Consider the following 19,000-nt stretch of genomic DNA (forward strand, 5'->3'; position numbering starts at 1 on the left):
TTACCCCAAGACCAAGCACCTTTGACCACACCCAGGCGAACACACCCAGTTGCAGTTCATCCCACAAAATCGCACTGTTCCCAGTCACAAGTTTAAGGACGCAAGGTTCAAGGTAGTGGTTCATCGGACATAAACCGTTTCAGCACATTATTGGTGATTCGCGAGACATTGTTGTCATAGTTGTTATGAGACAGGCTGCCGCACCAAGCAATTGAACTGACTGAAAATACTGCTCCACTGTTTGGCGTAGTATAGTAAACCATGTCGGAACGTACTCTGGGATTTTCAACTCCACTTAAACCAGGCATATTAAAATAAAGTTCTTCCACAACCTCCCAATATCCATTAGTGTGATCCTCTGAAGAAGCAAGCACGAGAGCATGAGGAGGTGTACCAAGCTCAAAATCGCAAATATCAATCTCTAACCCAGCAGCACCACCGCCAATTAACCCAAAATCACCAATTAGTTCGTCTTCACCGACACCTTCAAATATCCATGCAGCTTTTGCGTTGAAACTGTCGGGCTGACGGCGGTAGTATGAGCAGACATCACTACCTTGTGCAATGAATCCAGTGCCAACAATCTTTTGTGGTGCGATGCCTCGGTTACGCCAAAGACCACCCAGTTCCCCCGTAAAACTCAGATAGTGCTCACCTGGTTGAGCTCTCCAAGGTTGAGTGCCCCCCCACCTCCGAATCTCGATAATATTTGTATTTTCTGGATGATACGCAATAACCCAGTAGAAACCGTTTCCCCCCATGTACATAAACCGACCACCACCTTGCTGATACGTTAGAATCGCATCTAGCATATTTTCCGAGTAGTATTCAGGGTGAGTTCCTGTAAGAACAACCTTGTACGCTTTGAGGAGATCGGCTCCTTCGGTATGCAGGTCAGAGTCAGTGATCACGTCAAACTCGTAGCCCATCTCGGTCAACCAATCAATAAAATGAAGGTCAGCATTGAACTGCCATAAAGAAGGGGACAAATAGCTTCTATACTTTGGCTTCATGCTGAGAATTGGTCGAAGACGCGATGAGTAGCAAACACCGCTACCGTCTGAATGGGTATCATATGTAGACAATCCAAATTCTCGGTGTTCGGCAAGATAGAGGTCTTTGCTGTACATAACTGGCGTGCGACTGAGCAATAGTTCGGCAACAACTGCATTGGTTGCCAGGTGGTCGTTCGCATAAGCCATGTAGCTAGCGGTGGGAGCTAGAAGTGCGATTCGAGCCGTAGCAGTTCCCTTCTTCGGTCTGATGTAAAATGGGGCATAATCTTCATCGCTGCCTGAACGTAAACGAGCTGCGTATAGACCGGATTTGAGATTGTCAGGGATAGTGAACTCAAAATCCACTTCCCATCGTGCATCGTCAAGGTCATCATCATGAAAGTGGATAGCCCCATACTGCTCTGGTGCGTGAGTGAAGTTATGTTCTTCTGATTTCCAGTTATAGCCAGTCATTGCCCTAACTGGCAGGTTGATAGTTTCACCATGCAGCATATTTGGTGATTTATCAATTACCTTACTTGAAGCAATGCCCTGTGCCGTAATCCCAAAAGCAAAATCCCAAGCAGCTATCAAGCTATCGTTTGAGACTTCTTGCACGACCGACTCCATTTCACTGCGGGTGAGAGCACGGTTTGACAAGCGTGGTCTGTCAATTTTACCATTGTAGTGTCCACCAACGATCGTTCTGCCTGACTCTACTCGCTCTAAATATCCAGCTATAATCAAAGGTGCGCTGTTATCAGCAACTGGTCTAATACTAGTTGAATGCTCGATCGCACAAGTTGTGCTTTCTAAAGGATAGGCCATAGAGACTTTACTGTTAGCAGCACTAACTATTGGTTCTTGGTAGACACAAACTTGACCGCTTTGAGTGTCAAGCGTTGCCCCGACAAAGTACCAGCACTTAGCCAGGAGTGGCTTGCCCGTAGTTAATTTCTCGATTCGACCTTCTCCGTCGCCAAGCCAAAGAGCTACGCACCCATTCTCATCAATAAATAGACCGTAGCCTGCATTTTCTGTCGCAGACCATTTTGTGAGCAGACCTTGTACTCCCTTATTAGGAGTGCTCGGCCAGATCATAGCTTGCAACGATAGGCTTTCAACCTCGCTTAACAAAGGATGATCTGGTACTAGCACATAGGACCCAGAATAAGTAACTTGCTTTCGACCAGGGTAAGAGCCACTGACTGTTGTCTCAATAAGTTCTTCTTTGAAACCCGGACCATCTGGATTTGTATCCCCGTGAATCAGACGAACAATGTCAGCGTCGTACCTATCAGCACCTTCGCAGCTAACCATGAACCGAATTGTTTCTCCTGGTGCTACACTTAGGCGATCGCTGTAGCTCAAAATATTTATCTTGCTCATTTTTAGGAAGCTCTATGATGTAATTTCTACAAATCCAAAATCTTTGAGACGACGAAGAAAAACAGCATGTTCAGCTTCTTGTCTCGATGTGAAACTCTCCTCTGTCAGTAGTTTAGGTGGCACACCCCGTACCTCAGAAAGTTCGCCAATACACCACTCCTGATGAGGTTTAGTACAAATAATTACATACCTGCCTTTTTGCTGATTTAGACGGAGGTTTGGGTGATATTTTCTGATATTGAAAAGTAGTTTTTCCAGCTGATCGCTATGCTTTCCAATGGGATTGAGCTTATGTTCTTCAATGACTTCCCGAGTTACAAGTGGTTGAAGTTTCTCTTTCAGCATTTTTTGTTCAGATTCCTGAGAAAAAGTTTGCAACTTTTGCATCTTCTACCTCCTCAATTCAAAGTTAAGAAAGTCTTGTACTAACTGTGACGGTTTTGGATTTTCATTGAGCCACACCGCGCTCGCTCAGAGACGCGGATTATGGCTGGAAGTCTGCATTAACTTTTCGCGCGATTTTATTTGCACCCTTACGGGTATCTCCTTCGGAGACGCTGAGTCCCAAGGGGACACGCTGCGCGAACGCGAACGCCAGTCGCTACAAGTCGGGGAACCCGCTGTTAGCGCCTGGCTCACAAAACAGCTATCTGGTCAACGTTTTCCAGCTATGGGTCGAACCGCTCTACCGGGTAACCAGGACACGGGGTTATGCCTTCGGCACGCTTTGCGAACAGACTCGCTTACTCCACTTGCAGTTTAGGTCATCGCTTTCATGCTGACCACGGGAGCGGCTTGGCTCCACAATACATGAAAACTTTCCTGATTCAGAGTCCAAAAATATCCCAGCACCGCGAGCCGTGGATTATGGACAAAAACAACGTGGTTTAAGCATTTGCTTCCCAGAAAATCTGTGTATTTGAATCACCACTGTATCTGATCACCACTAACTTATATCATACATGTGACGCATTGGGACAACAAAGTTAGGCAAGCCCTAATAACCCCACCAGAAATCGAGGAGCTTCCAGATCAACCCAAAAGGGCTTGCCTCATTTTTCTAGTCATTCCCCCGGTACGCAATTTCTTCCCAAGTTTTTCTACACGCGTGATAAATCAGGACGTGTCGGCATTCCGCCCCGATTTAAAAATGCGGGGCTACCTGCTCCCGCCATATTTTCGTGTGGTACTATCAAATTTACTAAACTGATCAGTAGTCCATCTGGTCGGTGTGCGTTGATATCGTATTCAGTTAAGAATTTGACAGCGGCGAAGAAACCGCACGTTCCCGCAAGCATTGGCACTTCTTTATTTTAAAGATACAATTAGTGATGCCTGTCGGCAAGCGGCTGCGCGTCAACGCATGCTGATATAAACTGGTGCTTTTATTAGATTTTATAAGAATACATTAGCCACTCGGTTCCATTTGCATAATAGTTGTACAGTTTCTGTGCAGTTACATTGTCTTGACGCGTTGTCCATCTCACTGTATTTATCCCACGCGTTTTAAGATAGATAAAGCAGTGTTCCAGAAGCTGCCTGCCAAAGCCTTTTCCACGATTACTATCCAATACGTACAGATCGTTCAAGATAGCAATTTTTTCTGCAATTCTGCTTGAGAATGAGTAATAAATTGTTGCAAACCCAACATAAGTATAATTGTCCTGTGCAAGAAATAACTTGCCAAGTTCTTCATTATCCATAATCATTTGCAAGTGTTTGCGATTCTTCTCTTCATCAATATTTTGTACTTCGTAAAATTCTTGATATTTTTTGAAAAGCATTAATGCTGCATCAATATTTTGTAAATTCAACTCTTCTAGCATCAGCACAATTATTTTAATAGATTGATTTATGTCAACAAAAATGTACAGATATTGGGCGGACGTTTATGAAAAATAAGCGACTAAATCTTAGACTTTCAGACCAGAGATGACACAAGCTGCAAACCGATGCAGCATCAAATAAGAAAACAGTTACTCACTTGGTCGAAGACTGGATCCATCGGTTACCCGCACCTCTAGATTGGTAACTCCTCACCTGTCTTCCGCCCTTAATGAGTTGAAATCATTTTTAGTTGAAGACAGATTTGTCGTTACCCGCCTTATATACCCTTCATCTGCATATTTCCTCAAAGTGTTTGCACTCATTCCCAGAAACTCGACCGCTTTTCTGAGTAGAACGTAAGCCATTTACTATCTGCAAGCATTTACTAGTAAATGGGAGCAAATCAATAACTAGTTGTCAGCCCTTCATCCCTTAGACCGAGGTAGGGGAATTACAGGCTCTTTGTTAACTTCTTTGTTAAGTGTAATCACCTGAATGGTCTATTACAAGTACCACTTTTGTTCTAATACCAATTTAATATGAAGCTGCACAGAAAAGAGCTTCTAAAATAAGCTTTTTTGATTTCCAATAATATTCTACTACGATGGGATGTGTTTCTTGAGAGCTTTCCGTTTGTTACCTAAGTCTTATTATTTTTCAAGACAATATTCTTGAACTGGAAACCCAACATGTCGTCCACTTGGAGCAATATGACCAAGCAATAATTCTCCAGGAGTTAACTCTGTAACATTGAGTACCTTACCATTAGGACCAAGTACTCGCACGTGCCAATCGTCTTGCACAATCAAGTTCACAGTTTCTCCAGATTTTGATACTGCATCTATACTCAGTAGTGGACGGATTTCAATTTTCATCCTTCCGATGAGAACTTGGCGTGAGTTGCCTTCACAATCAACAGCCAAAATCTTATCACCGCAACTTAGTTCACTCAAATAATTGGTGAGAGTGACATTAGAAACTGCATAAGAGTGGATAGCACCAGCATTGACACGGAAAGGACGTGTTGGCATATATGGTAATGGGTGTGTCTCACTAGAAACCAAGATCATTCCCCTAGAGAAAGAGCCAATCAGTATTCCTTCGTCTTTTTTCAAGTAAGAGCAAGTATCTATACAAGCACGCTCACCCATTCCAATATGAGTTATTTTTGTTACTTCCAACTCCTCTAGGGGAATTTTTACATTTCTTACCCTATGACAGATAGTTGCAAGTTGCACGGCGTCAGCAAGGTTTGTAGGAGCCAACATAACTCCATGAGAACCTTTTTCTAGAACACCTAAAATAATCTCTGCTTCTTCAATGTCTTTTGCAACGGTGATTATCTTGCCATTAGCATTTTCTGCTGCAGCAATGACAATTTCTAAAGGGATTTTGGTTGGATCTTTAAAGTATATAACAGTCCAATTTTCGTTTTTAGCAGATTCGCAAGCAATGTGCAGTGTATGTTCATCCACAACATCGACAAACACACCTATTTCCATGGGCTGGTATTTTTCTTTTAAATCCCGTATTTCCTGTGCCCAGGAAGCATCAACAATTATGATATTTGCAAGACCAGCAAACTTTTCAATATGCTCTATGTCTTTGACAAAAGCAATGCGTTTTACACTGGAATCCACGTTGGGTGGAAAATTTTGAATAGATTCTAAAGAATCTACAACAATTCCATCTAAGCTATTAATGTTAGGCTGCGCCAAAATTTGAGTTGTTGACTCTTTAGTATTCTTAAGATCCAACCAAGCTAATTTCATACTAATGCCTCTTGTAATTCAAGTAACGATGAATGATTCAGTATGTTTGCTATTCTTTGAGACATAAAATGTGGATCGCTATGCTGAAATAAGTTTCTTCCCAAAGCGACTCCTCTACCACCAGCTTCTATTGATTCTCTTATCATTGACAAAACTAAATTATCTGAACCCAGTTTTGGCCCTCCTGCAATCACTACAGGAATGTCAACTGCTTCCACAACTTCTTTAAATGAATAAACGCTGCCAGTATAGTTGACTTTTACTATATCTGCGCCTAACTCCCATGCAATTCTAGTAGCATGAGAGATTGCTTGTGCATCGTATTCATTTTGGATTTTATCCCCACGACAATACATCATTGCCAATAAAGGCATTCCCCACTGATCGCATATTTCTGATATAAATCCAAAGTCTTTTAGCATTTTAGACTCATCTTTTGCCCCAATATTGATGTGGATTGATACCGCATCTGCATCTAACTTAATAGCATGCTCAACACTGCTGATTAAGCTTTTACTAGATGGATCCGTGGATAAGTTTGTTGAGCCAGATAGATGCAAAATCAAAGATATATTCTTATAGATTAACAAGGGTAATATCGAGTCAGCTAAACCCTTATGAGCTACTACTGCACTAATTGTTTGTGGTGGCAAAGAGTTGATAAAACCTTTAACATCTGTCAGATGGCCAATAGGACCAAGAGTTACTCCATGATCTATTGGCAAAATAAAATAATTACTTCGATTTTTAAGAATTCTACTAAGACGCGATTTTTTTCCCAATATCATAAATCCCCCTTACCACTCCATTCTCCTTAACATCTTGTTGACGTATTGATCCTACAAAAACGCCTACTTGGCTTCTTCGCGCAGAGCCAGACCACCCATGTTTTGCAGCATTGGTGCATTCTCACAAGCAAGGTACTTGGCAGGTTTGTCTTGATTTAAATTCACGTGGTGATGCCATGCCCATACGGGAATGTAAACGGCGTCTCCAGCTTCCCATTCCACTCGTCGATCTTCAATCAGACTGTAGCCCTGCCCTTCAATGATGTAAAGAATGGTTTCGTAGGTATGGCGATGCCGATTAGAGCAACCACCGGGATTCAGCCCACCAATAGTCATGCTGATTGCAAAGGAGGGCAGATCGACAAAGAATACCGGGTGCTTGCGGATCTCAGAATAGGCATTGTGGATACCGCCAGCCTCAAAGCATTTATGAATTAACCGCTCCGGCATACGCAGTTGAACAGTAGGAGGGGTCTTGTCAAAATCTACAGACTGAAAATTAACACTGTTCATAGTATTTGTTCCTTATTTAATGTCTAATTGTGTCCCTACCTGCCGGGAGCATCCCATAACTATGCAACGCCAATTTTTTTTCCGTGACTAAAAATATCCCTATGAAGTCACATGCTTCACTAAATCTGTTTGAGTAGGGTGCTTTAGTAATTTTGATGTTATCCAAAATGGAAATTACTTTGTTGTTGTAAACAGGCAGCATACAGATTCTCAAAGAAATTAGCTCGAATTGTTAGTGCTTTATCCAAAGCACAAGCACACCGCTCAAACCAGTCACTTTCTTTATTAAAAGAACACAGTAATTCTCTCAATGTCGCTGCATGTCGATCATCACATTCAACATGTATGTGAAAGAAATACAGCCACTCATCAGGAATGCCTGCTTTGAGCATTCCCTGAATGAAAATATTGTACATTCGAGGCACAATCGCTTCCGTACCCAGAGATAATAAAGCACTTGACCAGAGTGCATCTGAGCAACGGGTTTCATGCAAGTATTGTTGGACAAATATCCGTGTAAAGTCAGCGTATTCAATTTTTAAAGGGTTGATATCGAGCCGTTTTAGGAATTTTCTGAAAATTTCACTGTGTCGCTCTTCTAGTTTACAGCCACCACTCTCTTCCCAAAGATTCTCGGATAGGCAAGCGCGATAGTAATCATTTTCACACACTGCCATAACTCCAGCTACATAACGAGTAAAATTTTGGGAGTAAAGCAAGTATTGCCCCCAAATGTAGCGGTAGTCCTTGATAGTCAGAGCGCCAGATTGAGCAGCTTGCAAGAGACTATTGTTCCAGAATGCGTGATTATCTTTGAGGTAATTTAATTGCTCTAATTGATTAGATATTACCAGCATAAGTCTCTCTTTTTGGATAATATTTGAATGCTTTTTTGATTTTTCACAAAAACCGCCCTTTACGACTAGGTTTTATCCCCGAAAAAATTCTCATTTATCTTGAATTAAGGACATCTTTTTTAGCCACCTGAACGTTTACAGTTTTTGCAACATGTAGCCATCGGTTCATCATGTGTGAAAAAAAACAAGTACACCTGTGTACTCGTAGTATATTGGGAGCATCTAATGAAGGCAGAGCGACTTTTTTAGACTTACTATATGCTAGGGTTAAGAGCGCCAGATCATTATGCTTCTTCCATTGATTGGATCCTCCCAATATATCTCTCTTTCGTGTTTACCGTTCCCTCCCCAAGTCTGGAAGTTTACAACTCCTAAACGGATTGCTATAACCCTATTTTGCAGAGTAAGCTAAATCATAAACACCCTGACTTATTAAGTTATTAGAATCTGTTAGGAAATTTTTATACTGCTCTCGAAGTTCTCTCTTCAAAACTTTTCCAGTAGATCCAACTGGAAAAGTTTTTACTATTATAGAGGCAGTTAATTGTTCGCAATTGATATCGACTAGCTGCTTGTTGATGGCATCTAATAATGTTGATGCTTGAATAGTTTTGTCAGACTTTAGTTTGATGAAAGCAATTAAACTAGAGTTTCCCTTTTGATTAGGAACACCTATGACTGCACAATCAGCCACATCATTATTATTTTGCTTCAAAATTAATTCTTCAATGAGCAGACTATATACTGGACCACTGTCAGACTGAATAGCATCAGTGGAACGATCAAGATGGTAAAATTTCCCATCTTTATCGTAATAGGCCAAGTCGCCAGTAGTCCAGTATCCTTGCTTATAACTTTTTAAAGTTTTGTTTGAGTCATTCCAATATCCTGCTGTAATAGTTGGAGATTTAATGCCAAGTAGACCTACCTTATATGGTGGAAGTATATTCCCCTCCTCATCTAAAACTACAGCTTTTACAAAGCTGCGTGGTTCTCCCATATATCGACCAAAAAGAGTTGTCTTTCGGCTAGAAACTTTATTAAACAAAGCCATACCAAGCTCTGATGCGCCAAGACCATCAATAAAGACTGATTTGGTATTTCCTGCTGTTACGAGAGTTTTTATATGAGCTTCATGGGCTGCATCTCCAGTATTAAACCACATTTTTACAGAGTGCAATTGTCCATTTTCTAGAGGTTCTGAAGCCATTTCAGCATAAGTTTGTGGAAATGCTGCAAATAGAGTCGGTTTAAATTTTTGAATGTGGATAATAGCGTTCTTCCCAGACAAATCAGATAAAACCGTAGTGGGTAAACCGAGTAATGTTGATGTCATAAAGTAGCTGATTCCAGCAGAATGCGAACTCGGTAAGGCAAACAAAAATTTATCGAATTGACTTGCAGGAAACTTTAGTAGACGAATTCGTTTCCCAACAAAAAATTGCCTATGTTGAAATATGACTGGTTTAGGATTTCCAGTAGTGCCTGACGAATGGCAAAGCATAACTGGATGCGAATCTGTAGGAGAATACGGATACCACTGTGGCAGTGGTATATCTCTTTGCTTAGTCAGTGAATTTCTTGCATCTGTGGTAATAAACTTTAATGATATATTACTTTTGACACACTGACTAATATTATCGAGGTGCTTCTCGTCGGTATATAAACCAACAGCATCAACACGACGGATAAAGTCGGCAGCGATATCGGGCGGCATCAAACCATTTACTAAAACCGGAATAGCACCGAGGTTGTTTAGCGCCAAATAATGAATAAAGTAGCCGATTCCATCTTCTAAATAGATGGCAACAGGATCATTCTCGCGAATGCCAGATTGATAGTACCAGGAGGCATACTTATCAACTACATCCTTTAATAAGGATAAGCTAAAGCTGTTGATAGTATCTCCCGTAAAACTTTTGAAAGGTTGTTCTAAAAAGAAAATATGACGATCTCGATAGGGGTTATTCGTTACAGCGAAATGTAAGAAATTTCCACATCCTAATTTTTGGTTGAAAAACAACTGAATTCTTTTGTAAAGTGGCAATATTGTTTTGTGACTAGTCATAATTTTTCTGACAAAAAATCGCAGTTTTATTGTTGACAATGATTGACATAAAAACTATCAAAAAGAAGCTCAGGTAATCCTAAGTTATGCTTATAGCTTTTGTTTCTGAGTCAAATATCCCTGAAAAACATATTGAGCGTCTTCGTTAAGTCTATTGTTCAATACAAGACTCTTGAACCAGGAGTCCAACATGGAGTTCACTAAGTGCAGTCTAGCCAAGCAACTTATCTCCAACTTTCAACTCCGCAACATTAAGTACTTTAGCTTCAGGTTTTTACAAGAGATATAAGACATTTTTTGTGCTTCATCATGTGCTAATTTCAATGAAAAAATTATTCTATTATACCTAGAAATTGATGTCAATGAGTTTAACAGTATGCAGTAGGATCTCTCCATAGTCTGGAATCCAAGCTAGCCAACTATTTTCATTTTTTTGACACAGTAAAATAGCTTCATCAAAATAAAAAAACTTGGGTAGATTAGATAATTTTAACCAAGTGCCAGATTGCCATTCTCCATCAATCAAGCATGAAAAAGAATCAATAGATTCTTGATTGATTGATACAACCATAAGTTGCTGATTATTATTAATAATACCTTTATTTGTTTTCATATCATACAATCTTTAAACTACTTAATTTAATGAAGATTTTCTGAACAATTAAAGATTGCTGTTCTAAGAAGTTGTTTGCAAAAAGAGACAACACTCTGATAACTTTTCTCGGTGTTGCTAACTGACTTGCCGATCACCTCACTAATAAATGCTAAGATTGTCACTGGAGCATCGCCAGTTTTGCAATAAAACTGTATCAACACTGAGGAAGTGACATGAAAGCTAAAACGCAGATATAATAATATGCTTCATAGCTCTTTGACTTGTCAATAATATTCCCACTTATTGCGATTTAATTTTTAATTTTACTAATTCTGTGATTATTCTCAACAAAACTCTATAAAATCTCATTTTGAAACATTTGTACTAAAAATGAGACTCCGGAAAGATTCAAGGAGGTGAGAAACAAACCATTGAATCGGCATTTCAGACACCTTCCTCGCCTCAGATACTGATAATTATTCTTAGTATGAGAATGACTGCCAAATACTCCACTGATATTTTCAAGATGATCTAAGAGTTTGCATGGGCTAAACCTATCTGTGGTGTTGTTACAAGATAAAATCCATCAATGGCGGCTTCTTTTGATAACGAAAAAATACCATTGAACGTGCTAAAAAACTCGTTACTAGCAACCATTTGATCCTGTTCTTCCTCCTTTAAAGTATTCGAAAATTGCTTGTGCCGAAGATCCCAATGCTCTTTAAGGCGGTCTGACACATCTCTAAAGATACGATCAGGTTTGTCCTCAACATTCAACATATCCTCCATTCCAGATGTCAGATTCACGAACATTTGCTGTAGTTTTTCTCCATCGCCGTAATTGCTTGTTGTAAGCTGCTGAGCTTGCCAAAAGTAAGATTCCTTCTTTTTGTTTTGATCGTAGAAAGCTGATACCATCACCATGAGCCGCAGATATGCTTGTTTATAGTTCCTTTCATAGAAAGACATTGCTTGGTCTTCTTTGATCTCATTGCGCAGTACACTTGCTAGACTTGCTGCTGCCAACAGTCCGCTAAAAGTGGCAAGGTGTACTCCAGTCGAGAGCAAGGGATCCAGGAAGCACGCGGCATCTCCTGCCAACAAGTAACCACTACCAGCGAAGCGATCAGCAGTGTAGGAATAGTCTTGTTCAACTTGTACTTTTGATACTAACTCTCCTGGCTCCAGAAGCTCCTTAAGCTTCGAGCTTTTGGCGATCCCTTCTAAGTAGATATTCTCCAAACTCGTAGACCGTTTTTCTTTAAAGGTCTTTTTGTGGATCACTAGACCTACGCTCATAGTGCCGTCATGCAGCGGGATTCCCCACAACCAGCCATCCTCAGTAGAATTGACAACAATTGCACCCTCTCGTCCATTTCCCAGCCTGGTCGCATTTTTCCAATACCCCCAAATAGCTACGTTCTGGAATATTTGATGGTACTCTCGGTTCTTCAAGTAATTTGTCGCCATTAAACCTGAACGACCAGTAGCGTCAATGAGAAAGTCGAAAGATAATTCTCCAGTAGAGTTCCCCTCAACCCTTTGAGACCAAGTCGCACTCTGTGGTCGGTCACCATCGAAAGACAGGCTGTTAACCTCGATTCCCTCAAAAACTTTCACACCTTGGCTTTTGGCATGGTCTAAAAGCAGTTTGTCAAACTCGTCACGGCGAACTTGGAAACTGTGCGTATAGTTCCCCAATAGATCTGAGAAATTGACATCCCACCGCTCATCTCCCCAAATATAATGAGCTCCAGGCTTGCACTGGAAGCCGTAAGCTTCCACTTTCTCTCTTACACCAAGTAGGTCAAGAACTTGTAATGACGAGGGCAAGAGGGATTCACCAATGTGATAACGCGGAAATATCTCTCTTTCAAGTAAAGTCACATCAAAACCTTCTCTAGCTAAGAGAGTGGCAGCAGTAGTTCCAGCTGGTCCTCCTCCAACAACAAGCACTTGTGCGAACTTGGGCAAAAGAGACATTGACTTTTCCTCCAGTATGTTATGGATATTTAAGCGATTTTCTTTTTTGTGATGCTTGAGTTACAAACTTGTAGACAAAAACTTTGGTATTACACCAAATTAGCCAGTGCAATTGAATGTCTAGCCTGTTTGTGGAAGTTCAATATAAAATATTCCTCATTGACACTCCCCGGTTTAAAGACAGGGGGATTCCAGAGAGATTTCGCTCTTTATATCCCGTTTTGCGCGGGTTGCACTGAGTAATCACGTTTGCCTTAAAAGCGTATTGATATCTCCGTGGCGGTTATTTCAGCCGTAACTTTCTTTCAGTTCTGACGTAGGTTTTAATGTTTTGTCTGACCTGATTAATAGTATCACAAGTCGCATTATTCGCGTTGATGGTTAGTTAAAGTTTTGTTGACTAAGGCGTAAACCTGGACTTTAGACTAAAAAGCACAAAATGACTCAGGGAAGCTGAGTTTGGAAGAAGCAAAAAGGAAAATTCAAAAAATTACAAATCAAGCGGTTTTTTGGTCGGCTTTACGTGAAGATGAAGTACGCTTTTTAACTATGGGATAGCGAATTCTACTAGCCTGTGGTTGTCCAGTCTTCCAACCAGGGGATTTACCTCGTGGTTTAGGCGGTTTAGCAGGAGTAGAAACTCTGACCAAAATCCCAGGCATCGCTTGTGCAACTCGTCCTGGTGTAAATAGAGTCATCTGTTTTTGCCAAGGGAGCGGATTATCAGTGACAAGATCACGAGCCAGCCATAATTCCCAAGTCATGAGTGGCATGAGGTCACTCCATCGGTCACATTGTTGGGGAGTAGCAAGTTTAGGGAGTGTCCAATGCAAGCGTTGTTTAATAAACCGATACCAGTGGTTACGGGGTCTTACACGTAAAAATTTTGCCAGCCCTATTACCACGAGTACTCGTCTTGGAACACAGATCAACAAAACAAGGGCTGGCAAAATTTTAGGGGACAATGCGTCAACCGCAAATCGTCGTAAGTAAAGTTTCCACAGTTCAGATAGGGGTGGCATTTCTTCACCCACAAAAGCCAACCACATTGGTTTATTGACTCGTGGGTAGCCGTCCTCAAGTAATCTCTCAACCAGTATAATTGACATTGGGTGATCTGGGGAAAGACGAAAATGCTTTCCTGTCCAAAGCTGAATTCTGACTCTACCGAGTTTGGCATCTTCTTGTTCAATGGTTTGGGTCGTTTCTGACCAGGTACTGGTATCGTTGAGTTTAAATTTCTCCCCGTGTACTCGTGGTTTCCCCCTACCTGAATATTTTGGTGGTTCTCCCCATAAACATAAATTGGAACGCAACCGCATCAGTTTATCTGCTTTAATGTTGGCAGTTTTAATCACAAATGGCGCACATCCGTATTCGATGTCCCATAATGTAATTGGTCGAGATGGCAAGTGCGGGCATACTTGTTGTAGTTGCCATACAGCCTTATCTATCGGATTTTCCCAACTCGTAATTCGCTCATGTCTTAGTGGTAATGCCCAACTGCCTTCAGTTTCAGGTATCCAGGCTATGGTACTGTATCCATATCCAGGGGTGACGGGACGACCTCCTCTTCCACCTTGGGCATAATGCTCGTAAGTTCTTTCTCGGAGAGTGGGCGCATCTGGTCTTGACCAAGCTGTATGGTCTCCTGCCAGAATGATACGTTCTTGTTTTGGGATTTCTTTAGTGTACAGTCGCATCAACTTGTGACGTTGTGGTCTAGTGTCTTGTATAGCCTCATAAATGCTTGACCATTGGCGACGGAATACTGGACACATTGATAAATCCGCCAAACTGTAAGCGTTGCGTGTGAGCAGTATTGCATCCATCAGTTCAAATGTTGCATCCTTTGCCCGACATAAACATTGGTATGTTGCTTGACGGAACTCTATTAATTGTGCAAAAACATCCATAACGGCAGATGAAGGTTGGTAGTGCTTCTTTCATCTTCCGTTACTGGGGTGCTTGTTCTTACAGGCATCCCTTTATTTTTTGCAGTCCCATTATTTAGCGATCGCTCTCTTTTAGTCTAAAGTCCAGCTACTTCCTTGAATACTTCTTGCCTGAGTTCGTGTCAACCCCAGTAAAACACCCATTTCATCGATAAAAATTAAGTTTTCTGAGTCTAGTTGTTTAACTTGTTGCCAATACTCAATTCTCAACTTTTGGAATCTTTCTGTCTTCCCTTGGCTGCACTTTCCGGTTTTTTTTTAACGTAAGTTGTTGTTTTTGTAATGCACGACACATTGTACTTGTACTGACCCAATAATTACAGCAGAATTCAGGAGTTTGGAGTCAGAAGTCAGAAGTAAAAAGGTCTTTCTATCGGGGTTTTAGACCTGAGTGTTGTACCTCACTTACTTGCAATGCGCTGTATAAGTTGTACCTCAATATTCACAGTATTCTAACAATGTCGCGTCTGGATATTGTTCAACCATTGCAGCTAGTTGAGTTTCATATCCATCCAACTCCCCTTTCATGACTCCACCTTGTTGTCGAGGTTCTACATGACCTTGAGTTTTCTTCATCCAGAGCAGTTTTTGTACAAAACTTTTAGCTACACCAAATCAGTCAGCCACCTTCCTGACTGAGGTGCCTCCCTGTTCGTAGGTCTTTACTATTTTTTCTCGCAAGTCGATAGAATAAGGTTTCATTTGAGCCGTTTATGCACTACTATAACTGTACCTCATTTACCTGCAACACGCTGTATGACTAGAGTCGAAGGAGAAAACAGTCGTTTTAGACCGGAGGCGGAGTGTCTCCGGCTCCGCATTATTTGGCTCGACTACATCGTAAATCTTTTTGTTACTCTAAGTCAGCACAAATGCTGAAGCTCTCCATTAAACTAGTCATACATTATCTCAAGTATGGTTCAGTATCACTTCAGATGTATCACACCCGTCTGATTGCAGCGATTGCGGGAGGCGCAGCTAGCTTAACGCCTGATTCATATTTTCATTCAGCAACGCCCCAGGAGGAGACGGCTCCTCAGTCATGTGTGCTATTGCACCTCCGCACGACTTTCACGTCGCACTTGCGCGTTTTGTGCAGGTTTTCCTCCGGACCCAGAGAGCCTTGCAAATTTTCGGACGTGTCTAGTGTTTACGCCTTAGTTAAAAAACTTTAACTAACCATCAACGCGAATAATGCAATTTGTGATACAGTTAAGAATGTTAGACAAAACATTAAAACCTACTTCCGAACTGAAAAAAGTTACGGCTAAAATAATATTGAGGAGATATCACTACGCCTTTTAAGGCAAACGTGTGTACCCGCTGCAACCCACGCAAAACGAGATATAAAGAGCGAAATCTTTTCATATTACCGTGTCTTTAAACCGGGGAGTGCCAACATCATGAGTGGAAGCGTATGATGAAGGCTGATTTAAAACTAAGCGCACAAGCAGTTGAACATGATTAGGCAATCTCAAATCAAAAGACCTGGATTTATTGAGCGTCATAACCTATGGACAGAAAACCAAAAAGAAGCATCTCAAAAGATCAAAGCTGTTGTTAAAGAACAGGACCTATTGTTCGTTCGTGCCGCTTGGTCAGACCAGCATGGCATTGTTCGCAGTAAGTGGCTCTTAGCCCAAGCGTTTTTAAGCGCCTTGGAGAACGGTATGCAAATCAGTACAGGGACATTCTTGTTTGATACTGGTGGTGCAATGGTATTTAACCCTTTCGTTCCCGGCGGTAGCTTAGATATGCCTCTAATGACAGGTGCACCAAATCTTGTGGCTGTTCCTGACCCTGATACCTTCACAATTGTGCCTTGGGCAAAACGCACTGGCTTTATTCTGTGTGATGAGTACTTTCAAAATGGTCAGGCAATGCCGTTTTCCAGTCGCGGTATTTTGCGGCAATCATTGCTAGAGTTAGATCAAAGAGGATTGGAGTGCATTGTTGGCTTAGAAGTTGAATTGTATTTGGCAAAATTGGAAGACCCGATGTTAGGGCTTGCCCAGGTTGGTTGTTCTGGAAAACCTGGTGAACCTGCTAAAGTTAGCCCCCTAGAGCATAGCCACCAATACCTTTTTGAATCCCATAATCCAGAAATTCACGACTTGCTGGGCGTTGTGGTAGAAAACTTAGTTGAGATGGGATTGCCTTTAAGGAGTGTAGAAAACGAAGGGGGTGTCGGTCAATTTGAATTTACCTTTGACCCGATTCCGGCATTGCAAGCTGCGGATACAATGATGATATTCCGAATGGCAACCAAGCAAATCTGCCGTCAACAAGGTTACATCGCATCATTTATGTGTCGTCCAGGACTGGAAGGTTGTTTTTCTAATGGGTGGCATTTGCACCAATCCCTTGTGGACAAAACCACAGGCGAAAACGCCTTTATGAGTGCAAACTCCGAAACCCTAATATCAGATTTAGGTAAGCACTTCGTTGGTGGTCTTCTCAAACACGCCAATGCTGCTTGTGTGTTCACAAACCCGACAATTAACTGTTACAAAAGATTCAGACCTTATTCCCTAGCCCCTGATCGTGCAGGGTGGGGATTGGAAAACCGAGGGGTAATGATTAGATTGCAAGGCGGTTTTGACGACCCCACCACTCACATTGAAAACCGAGTTGGAGAACCAGCAGCCAATCCCTATCTGTACATGGCATCGCAATTGATTTGTGGGTTAGATGGTGTAGATCATAAACTTGACCCAGGCTCCCCAACAGAAGAACCTTACACCACAGAAAATTCGCTCTTACCCAAAACTTTGCAAGAGGCGATTTCATATTTGAGCGAAAGCAAACTTTTTTCTCAAAAAATGGGGCAGCAGTTCATAAACTTCATTATTAAGATCAAACACAGTGAAATTAATCGCTTTTTGGAGTCCGTCACTGATCAGCCACCAGAAGAGTATTTAACGCAGGTGACTAACTGGGAGCAAAGAGAATATTTTGAATTATTTTGAGTTGAGTTTGGTTTAAGTATCAAATGCGTTACCAAAGTTTATGTCCAAACTCCACATCTACATTGATTTTACCTCTACATATGATATCTGTATGAGGTTCAAATATACTGACAATTTTTTCGGCAGCAGGTACTTTCTCGGAATGGAAAATTCGTCTCTGACTTTGTTCAATCACTTGTTCTACACGAGGAAGAAAAATTTCAAATCTTTGAAGTAGCTTCTGAGATTCTAGAAAATTTGAATTGCCAATAAGTAACTTGACTTTTTGAGCTTGTTTACAGCTAGCTTTAGTGAGAGCAATCAATTTAGAGTAGGCTTTTTCTCTTTTTTGACGACCAGATTGATTTCTCGTTTTAGATAAACTATCAATTTCTCTAGAAATTCTTCTAGCTGTACGATGACGATTTCTAAAAATACTTAAGTTAGTATTGTTTGATTTTCGCAATAAAATTTCTTTCGCTTGCGATAAAAGCCGACTGATCACCTTGACTCCATCTAATAACAAACTGTTATCGTATCCGTTCAGGGGGAGAGAAAGTGACGCAACTGGGGAACGCTACGCTAGATTTGGCGGTGCCAGGTACGGGCATAAAGACCTCTCAGAGGCAGTGAACGGTTGTCGCAGCCCGCACCCGGCACTCCGCTGTCGCCGCCAAATCTTCCCCAGTTGCTGGGTGACTGGTGAGGGCAACAAGTGTTTAGTTATAGGTGTTCCAAGGACGAGTACGAAAACGAGACTGTGACGAAGCAATCAAAGATGAAATGAAGATTAGCTGGTTCCAGAAAGGGGCAAATGCCCTCGGCACGATGCGCGAGCGCTAGAAAACTGACACAACGCAAACTGATGGTCAACCAAATTCAATCTCTAGTTGTAGTACTAGGGTGATGGAAACATTTGGTCGCAGCATGAACTACCAACTTCTGGAAGCAAAGAAGGAGCAGGTTGACCAAGACGAGCAGCCACAACCGCTTGTGTCATAAACTCCAGAATATCTCGCTGCTGAGACTTAAGGGTCGTCACCACAGTCAGCATACGAGCAACAAAAGTACTTCCAGATTGAGTTTGTGAACCAAAACTGGTACGTCGCCATATAACGGCAGGACGAATAGCTCGTTCTGCAGCATTATTAGTCGGTTCCACACCAACAGTTGTGACGAACAACCACATTGCAGGCTCAACTTTGAGTAGGTGGCGACAGGTGCGAACTGTTTTTGCCAACGGAGTTTTTTCCTTTGCACCGATTGAGTAATCGGCAGCTTCAAGTGACATACTCCTACACCGAATCTGA

At 41.5% G+C, this 19,000-nt stretch carries 15 protein-coding genes and 1 pseudogene; 1 reads left to right on the forward strand and 15 read right to left on the reverse strand.

Going from position 1 to position 19,000, the window contains the following annotated elements:
- Positions 1–107: 107 nt before the first annotated feature.
- From DP117_RS21240 to DP117_RS21300, 13 genes are all read right to left on the reverse strand, one after another.
- Positions 108–2,384, reverse strand: a complete 2,277-nt coding sequence (locus DP117_RS21240; protein WP_169220236.1) for a LamG domain-containing protein — start codon at positions 2,382–2,384, stop codon at positions 108–110.
- Positions 2,385–2,396: 12 nt separating this feature from the next.
- On the reverse strand, positions 2,397–2,771 hold the full coding sequence (locus tag DP117_RS21245; RefSeq protein ID WP_169220237.1) for a hypothetical protein: 375 nt from the start codon (positions 2,769–2,771) through the stop codon (positions 2,397–2,399).
- Positions 2,772–3,484: 713 nt separating this feature from the next.
- The gene (locus DP117_RS21250; RefSeq protein ID WP_169220238.1) at positions 3,485–3,682 is read right to left on the reverse strand and encodes a hypothetical protein; all 198 of its coding nucleotides are present in this window, start codon (positions 3,680–3,682) and stop codon (positions 3,485–3,487) included.
- A gap of 90 nt (positions 3,683–3,772) precedes the next feature.
- Positions 3,773–4,210 carry a GNAT family N-acetyltransferase gene (locus tag DP117_RS21255; RefSeq protein WP_169220239.1) on the reverse strand — a complete coding sequence of 146 codons (438 nt, stop codon included), beginning with the start codon at positions 4,208–4,210 and terminating at the stop codon, positions 3,773–3,775.
- 651 nt (positions 4,211–4,861) lie between these two features.
- A complete protein-coding gene (locus DP117_RS21260) occupies positions 4,862–5,983 on the reverse strand; it encodes a 3-dehydroquinate synthase II family protein (RefSeq protein WP_169220240.1) in 1,122 nt (373 codons plus the stop codon).
- A complete protein-coding gene (locus tag DP117_RS21265; protein ID WP_169220241.1) occupies positions 5,980–6,771 on the reverse strand; it encodes a class I fructose-bisphosphate aldolase family protein in 792 nt (263 codons plus the stop codon). Before DP117_RS21265 ends, DP117_RS21260 begins: the two co-directional genes overlap by 4 nt.
- Positions 6,772–6,834: 63 nt before the next feature.
- Positions 6,835–7,284, reverse strand: coding sequence for a cupin domain-containing protein (locus tag DP117_RS21270; protein ID WP_169220242.1), 450 nt, complete (start codon positions 7,282–7,284; stop codon positions 6,835–6,837).
- Positions 7,285–7,442: 158 nt separating this feature from the next.
- Positions 7,443–8,141 (reverse strand): iron-containing redox enzyme family protein, encoded by a 699-nt coding sequence (locus DP117_RS21275; RefSeq protein ID WP_169220243.1) that lies wholly within the window; start codon positions 8,139–8,141, stop codon positions 7,443–7,445.
- 391 nt (positions 8,142–8,532) lie between these two features.
- Positions 8,533–10,209, reverse strand: coding sequence for a class I adenylate-forming enzyme family protein (locus tag DP117_RS21280; RefSeq protein WP_169220244.1), 1,677 nt, complete (start codon positions 10,207–10,209; stop codon positions 8,533–8,535).
- A gap of 346 nt (positions 10,210–10,555) precedes the next feature.
- Complete coding sequence (locus DP117_RS21285) at positions 10,556–10,822, reverse strand: hypothetical protein (protein ID WP_211176254.1); 267 nt, start codon at positions 10,820–10,822, stop codon at positions 10,556–10,558.
- Positions 10,823–11,335: 513 nt separating this feature from the next.
- Entirely contained in the window at positions 11,336–12,787 is a 1,452-nt protein-coding gene (locus tag DP117_RS21290) for an NAD(P)/FAD-dependent oxidoreductase (protein ID WP_169220245.1), read from the reverse strand.
- Between the two features lie 497 nt (positions 12,788–13,284).
- Positions 13,285–14,703 carry a transposase gene (locus tag DP117_RS21295; protein WP_248277759.1) on the reverse strand — a complete coding sequence of 473 codons (1,419 nt, stop codon included), beginning with the start codon at positions 14,701–14,703 and terminating at the stop codon, positions 13,285–13,287.
- 474 nt (positions 14,704–15,177) lie between these two features.
- Positions 15,178–15,318: a hypothetical protein gene (locus DP117_RS21300; protein ID WP_169220246.1), complete on the reverse strand. Its 141-nt coding sequence runs from the start codon at positions 15,316–15,318 to the stop codon at positions 15,178–15,180.
- Positions 15,319–16,202: 884 nt separating this feature from the next.
- Between DP117_RS21300 and DP117_RS21310 the strand changes: the two genes are divergently transcribed.
- Positions 16,203–17,711, forward strand: a complete 1,509-nt coding sequence (locus DP117_RS21310; RefSeq protein WP_169220247.1) for a glutamine synthetase family protein — start codon at positions 16,203–16,205, stop codon at positions 17,709–17,711.
- A 31-nt stretch (positions 17,712–17,742) separates the two neighbouring features.
- Here the strand turns inward: DP117_RS21310 and DP117_RS21315 are convergent.
- Both DP117_RS21315 and DP117_RS21320 read right to left on the reverse strand, forming a co-directional pair.
- Positions 17,743–18,225: pseudogene (locus DP117_RS21315) on the reverse strand (ISNCY family transposase); the annotation flags it as partial.
- A gap of 363 nt (positions 18,226–18,588) precedes the next feature.
- Positions 18,589–19,000, reverse strand: a 412-nt coding sequence (locus DP117_RS21320) for a transposase (RefSeq protein WP_169220248.1), incomplete at its 5' end; no start/stop codon positions are given.

Origin of the sequence: Brasilonema sp. UFV-L1, from assembly GCF_012912105.1 — a bacterium.
Lineage (GTDB): Bacteria > Cyanobacteriota > Cyanobacteriia > Cyanobacteriales > Nostocaceae > Brasilonema.

What these genes read in the sequence shown, in the direction of transcription:
- DP117_RS21255 (WP_169220239.1), bottom strand. Translation starts at nt 4,210, where the DNA reads ATGCTAGAAGAGTTGAATTTACAAAATATTGATGCAGCATTAATGCTT.
- DP117_RS21300 (WP_169220246.1), bottom strand. Translation starts at nt 15,318, where the DNA reads ATGAAGAAAACTCAAGGTCATGTAGAACCTCGACAACAAGGTGGAGTC.
- DP117_RS21250 (WP_169220238.1), bottom strand. Translation starts at nt 3,682, where the DNA reads ATGCTTGCGGGAACGTGCGGTTTCTTCGCCGCTGTCAAATTCTTAACT.
- DP117_RS21265 (WP_169220241.1), bottom strand. Translation starts at nt 6,771, where the DNA reads ATGATATTGGGAAAAAAATCGCGTCTTAGTAGAATTCTTAAAAATCGA.
- DP117_RS21280 (WP_169220244.1), bottom strand. Translation starts at nt 10,209, where the DNA reads ATGACTAGTCACAAAACAATATTGCCACTTTACAAAAGAATTCAGTTG.
- DP117_RS21285 (WP_211176254.1), bottom strand. Translation starts at nt 10,822, where the DNA reads ATGAAAACAAATAAAGGTATTATTAATAATAATCAGCAACTTATGGTT.
- DP117_RS21260 (WP_169220240.1), bottom strand. Translation starts at nt 5,983, where the DNA reads ATGAAATTAGCTTGGTTGGATCTTAAGAATACTAAAGAGTCAACAACT.
- DP117_RS21295 (WP_248277759.1), bottom strand. Translation starts at nt 14,703, where the DNA reads ATGGATGTTTTTGCACAATTAATAGAGTTCCGTCAAGCAACATACCAA.
- DP117_RS21245 (WP_169220237.1), bottom strand. Translation starts at nt 2,771, where the DNA reads ATGCAAAAGTTGCAAACTTTTTCTCAGGAATCTGAACAAAAAATGCTG.
- DP117_RS21310 (WP_169220247.1), top strand. Translation starts at nt 16,203, where the DNA reads ATGATTAGGCAATCTCAAATCAAAAGACCTGGATTTATTGAGCGTCAT.
- DP117_RS21270 (WP_169220242.1), bottom strand. Translation starts at nt 7,284, where the DNA reads ATGAACAGTGTTAATTTTCAGTCTGTAGATTTTGACAAGACCCCTCCT.
- DP117_RS21240 (WP_169220236.1), bottom strand. Translation starts at nt 2,384, where the DNA reads ATGAGCAAGATAAATATTTTGAGCTACAGCGATCGCCTAAGTGTAGCA.
- DP117_RS21290 (WP_169220245.1), bottom strand. Translation starts at nt 12,787, where the DNA reads ATGTCTCTTTTGCCCAAGTTCGCACAAGTGCTTGTTGTTGGAGGAGGA.
- DP117_RS21275 (WP_169220243.1), bottom strand. Translation starts at nt 8,141, where the DNA reads ATGCTGGTAATATCTAATCAATTAGAGCAATTAAATTACCTCAAAGAT.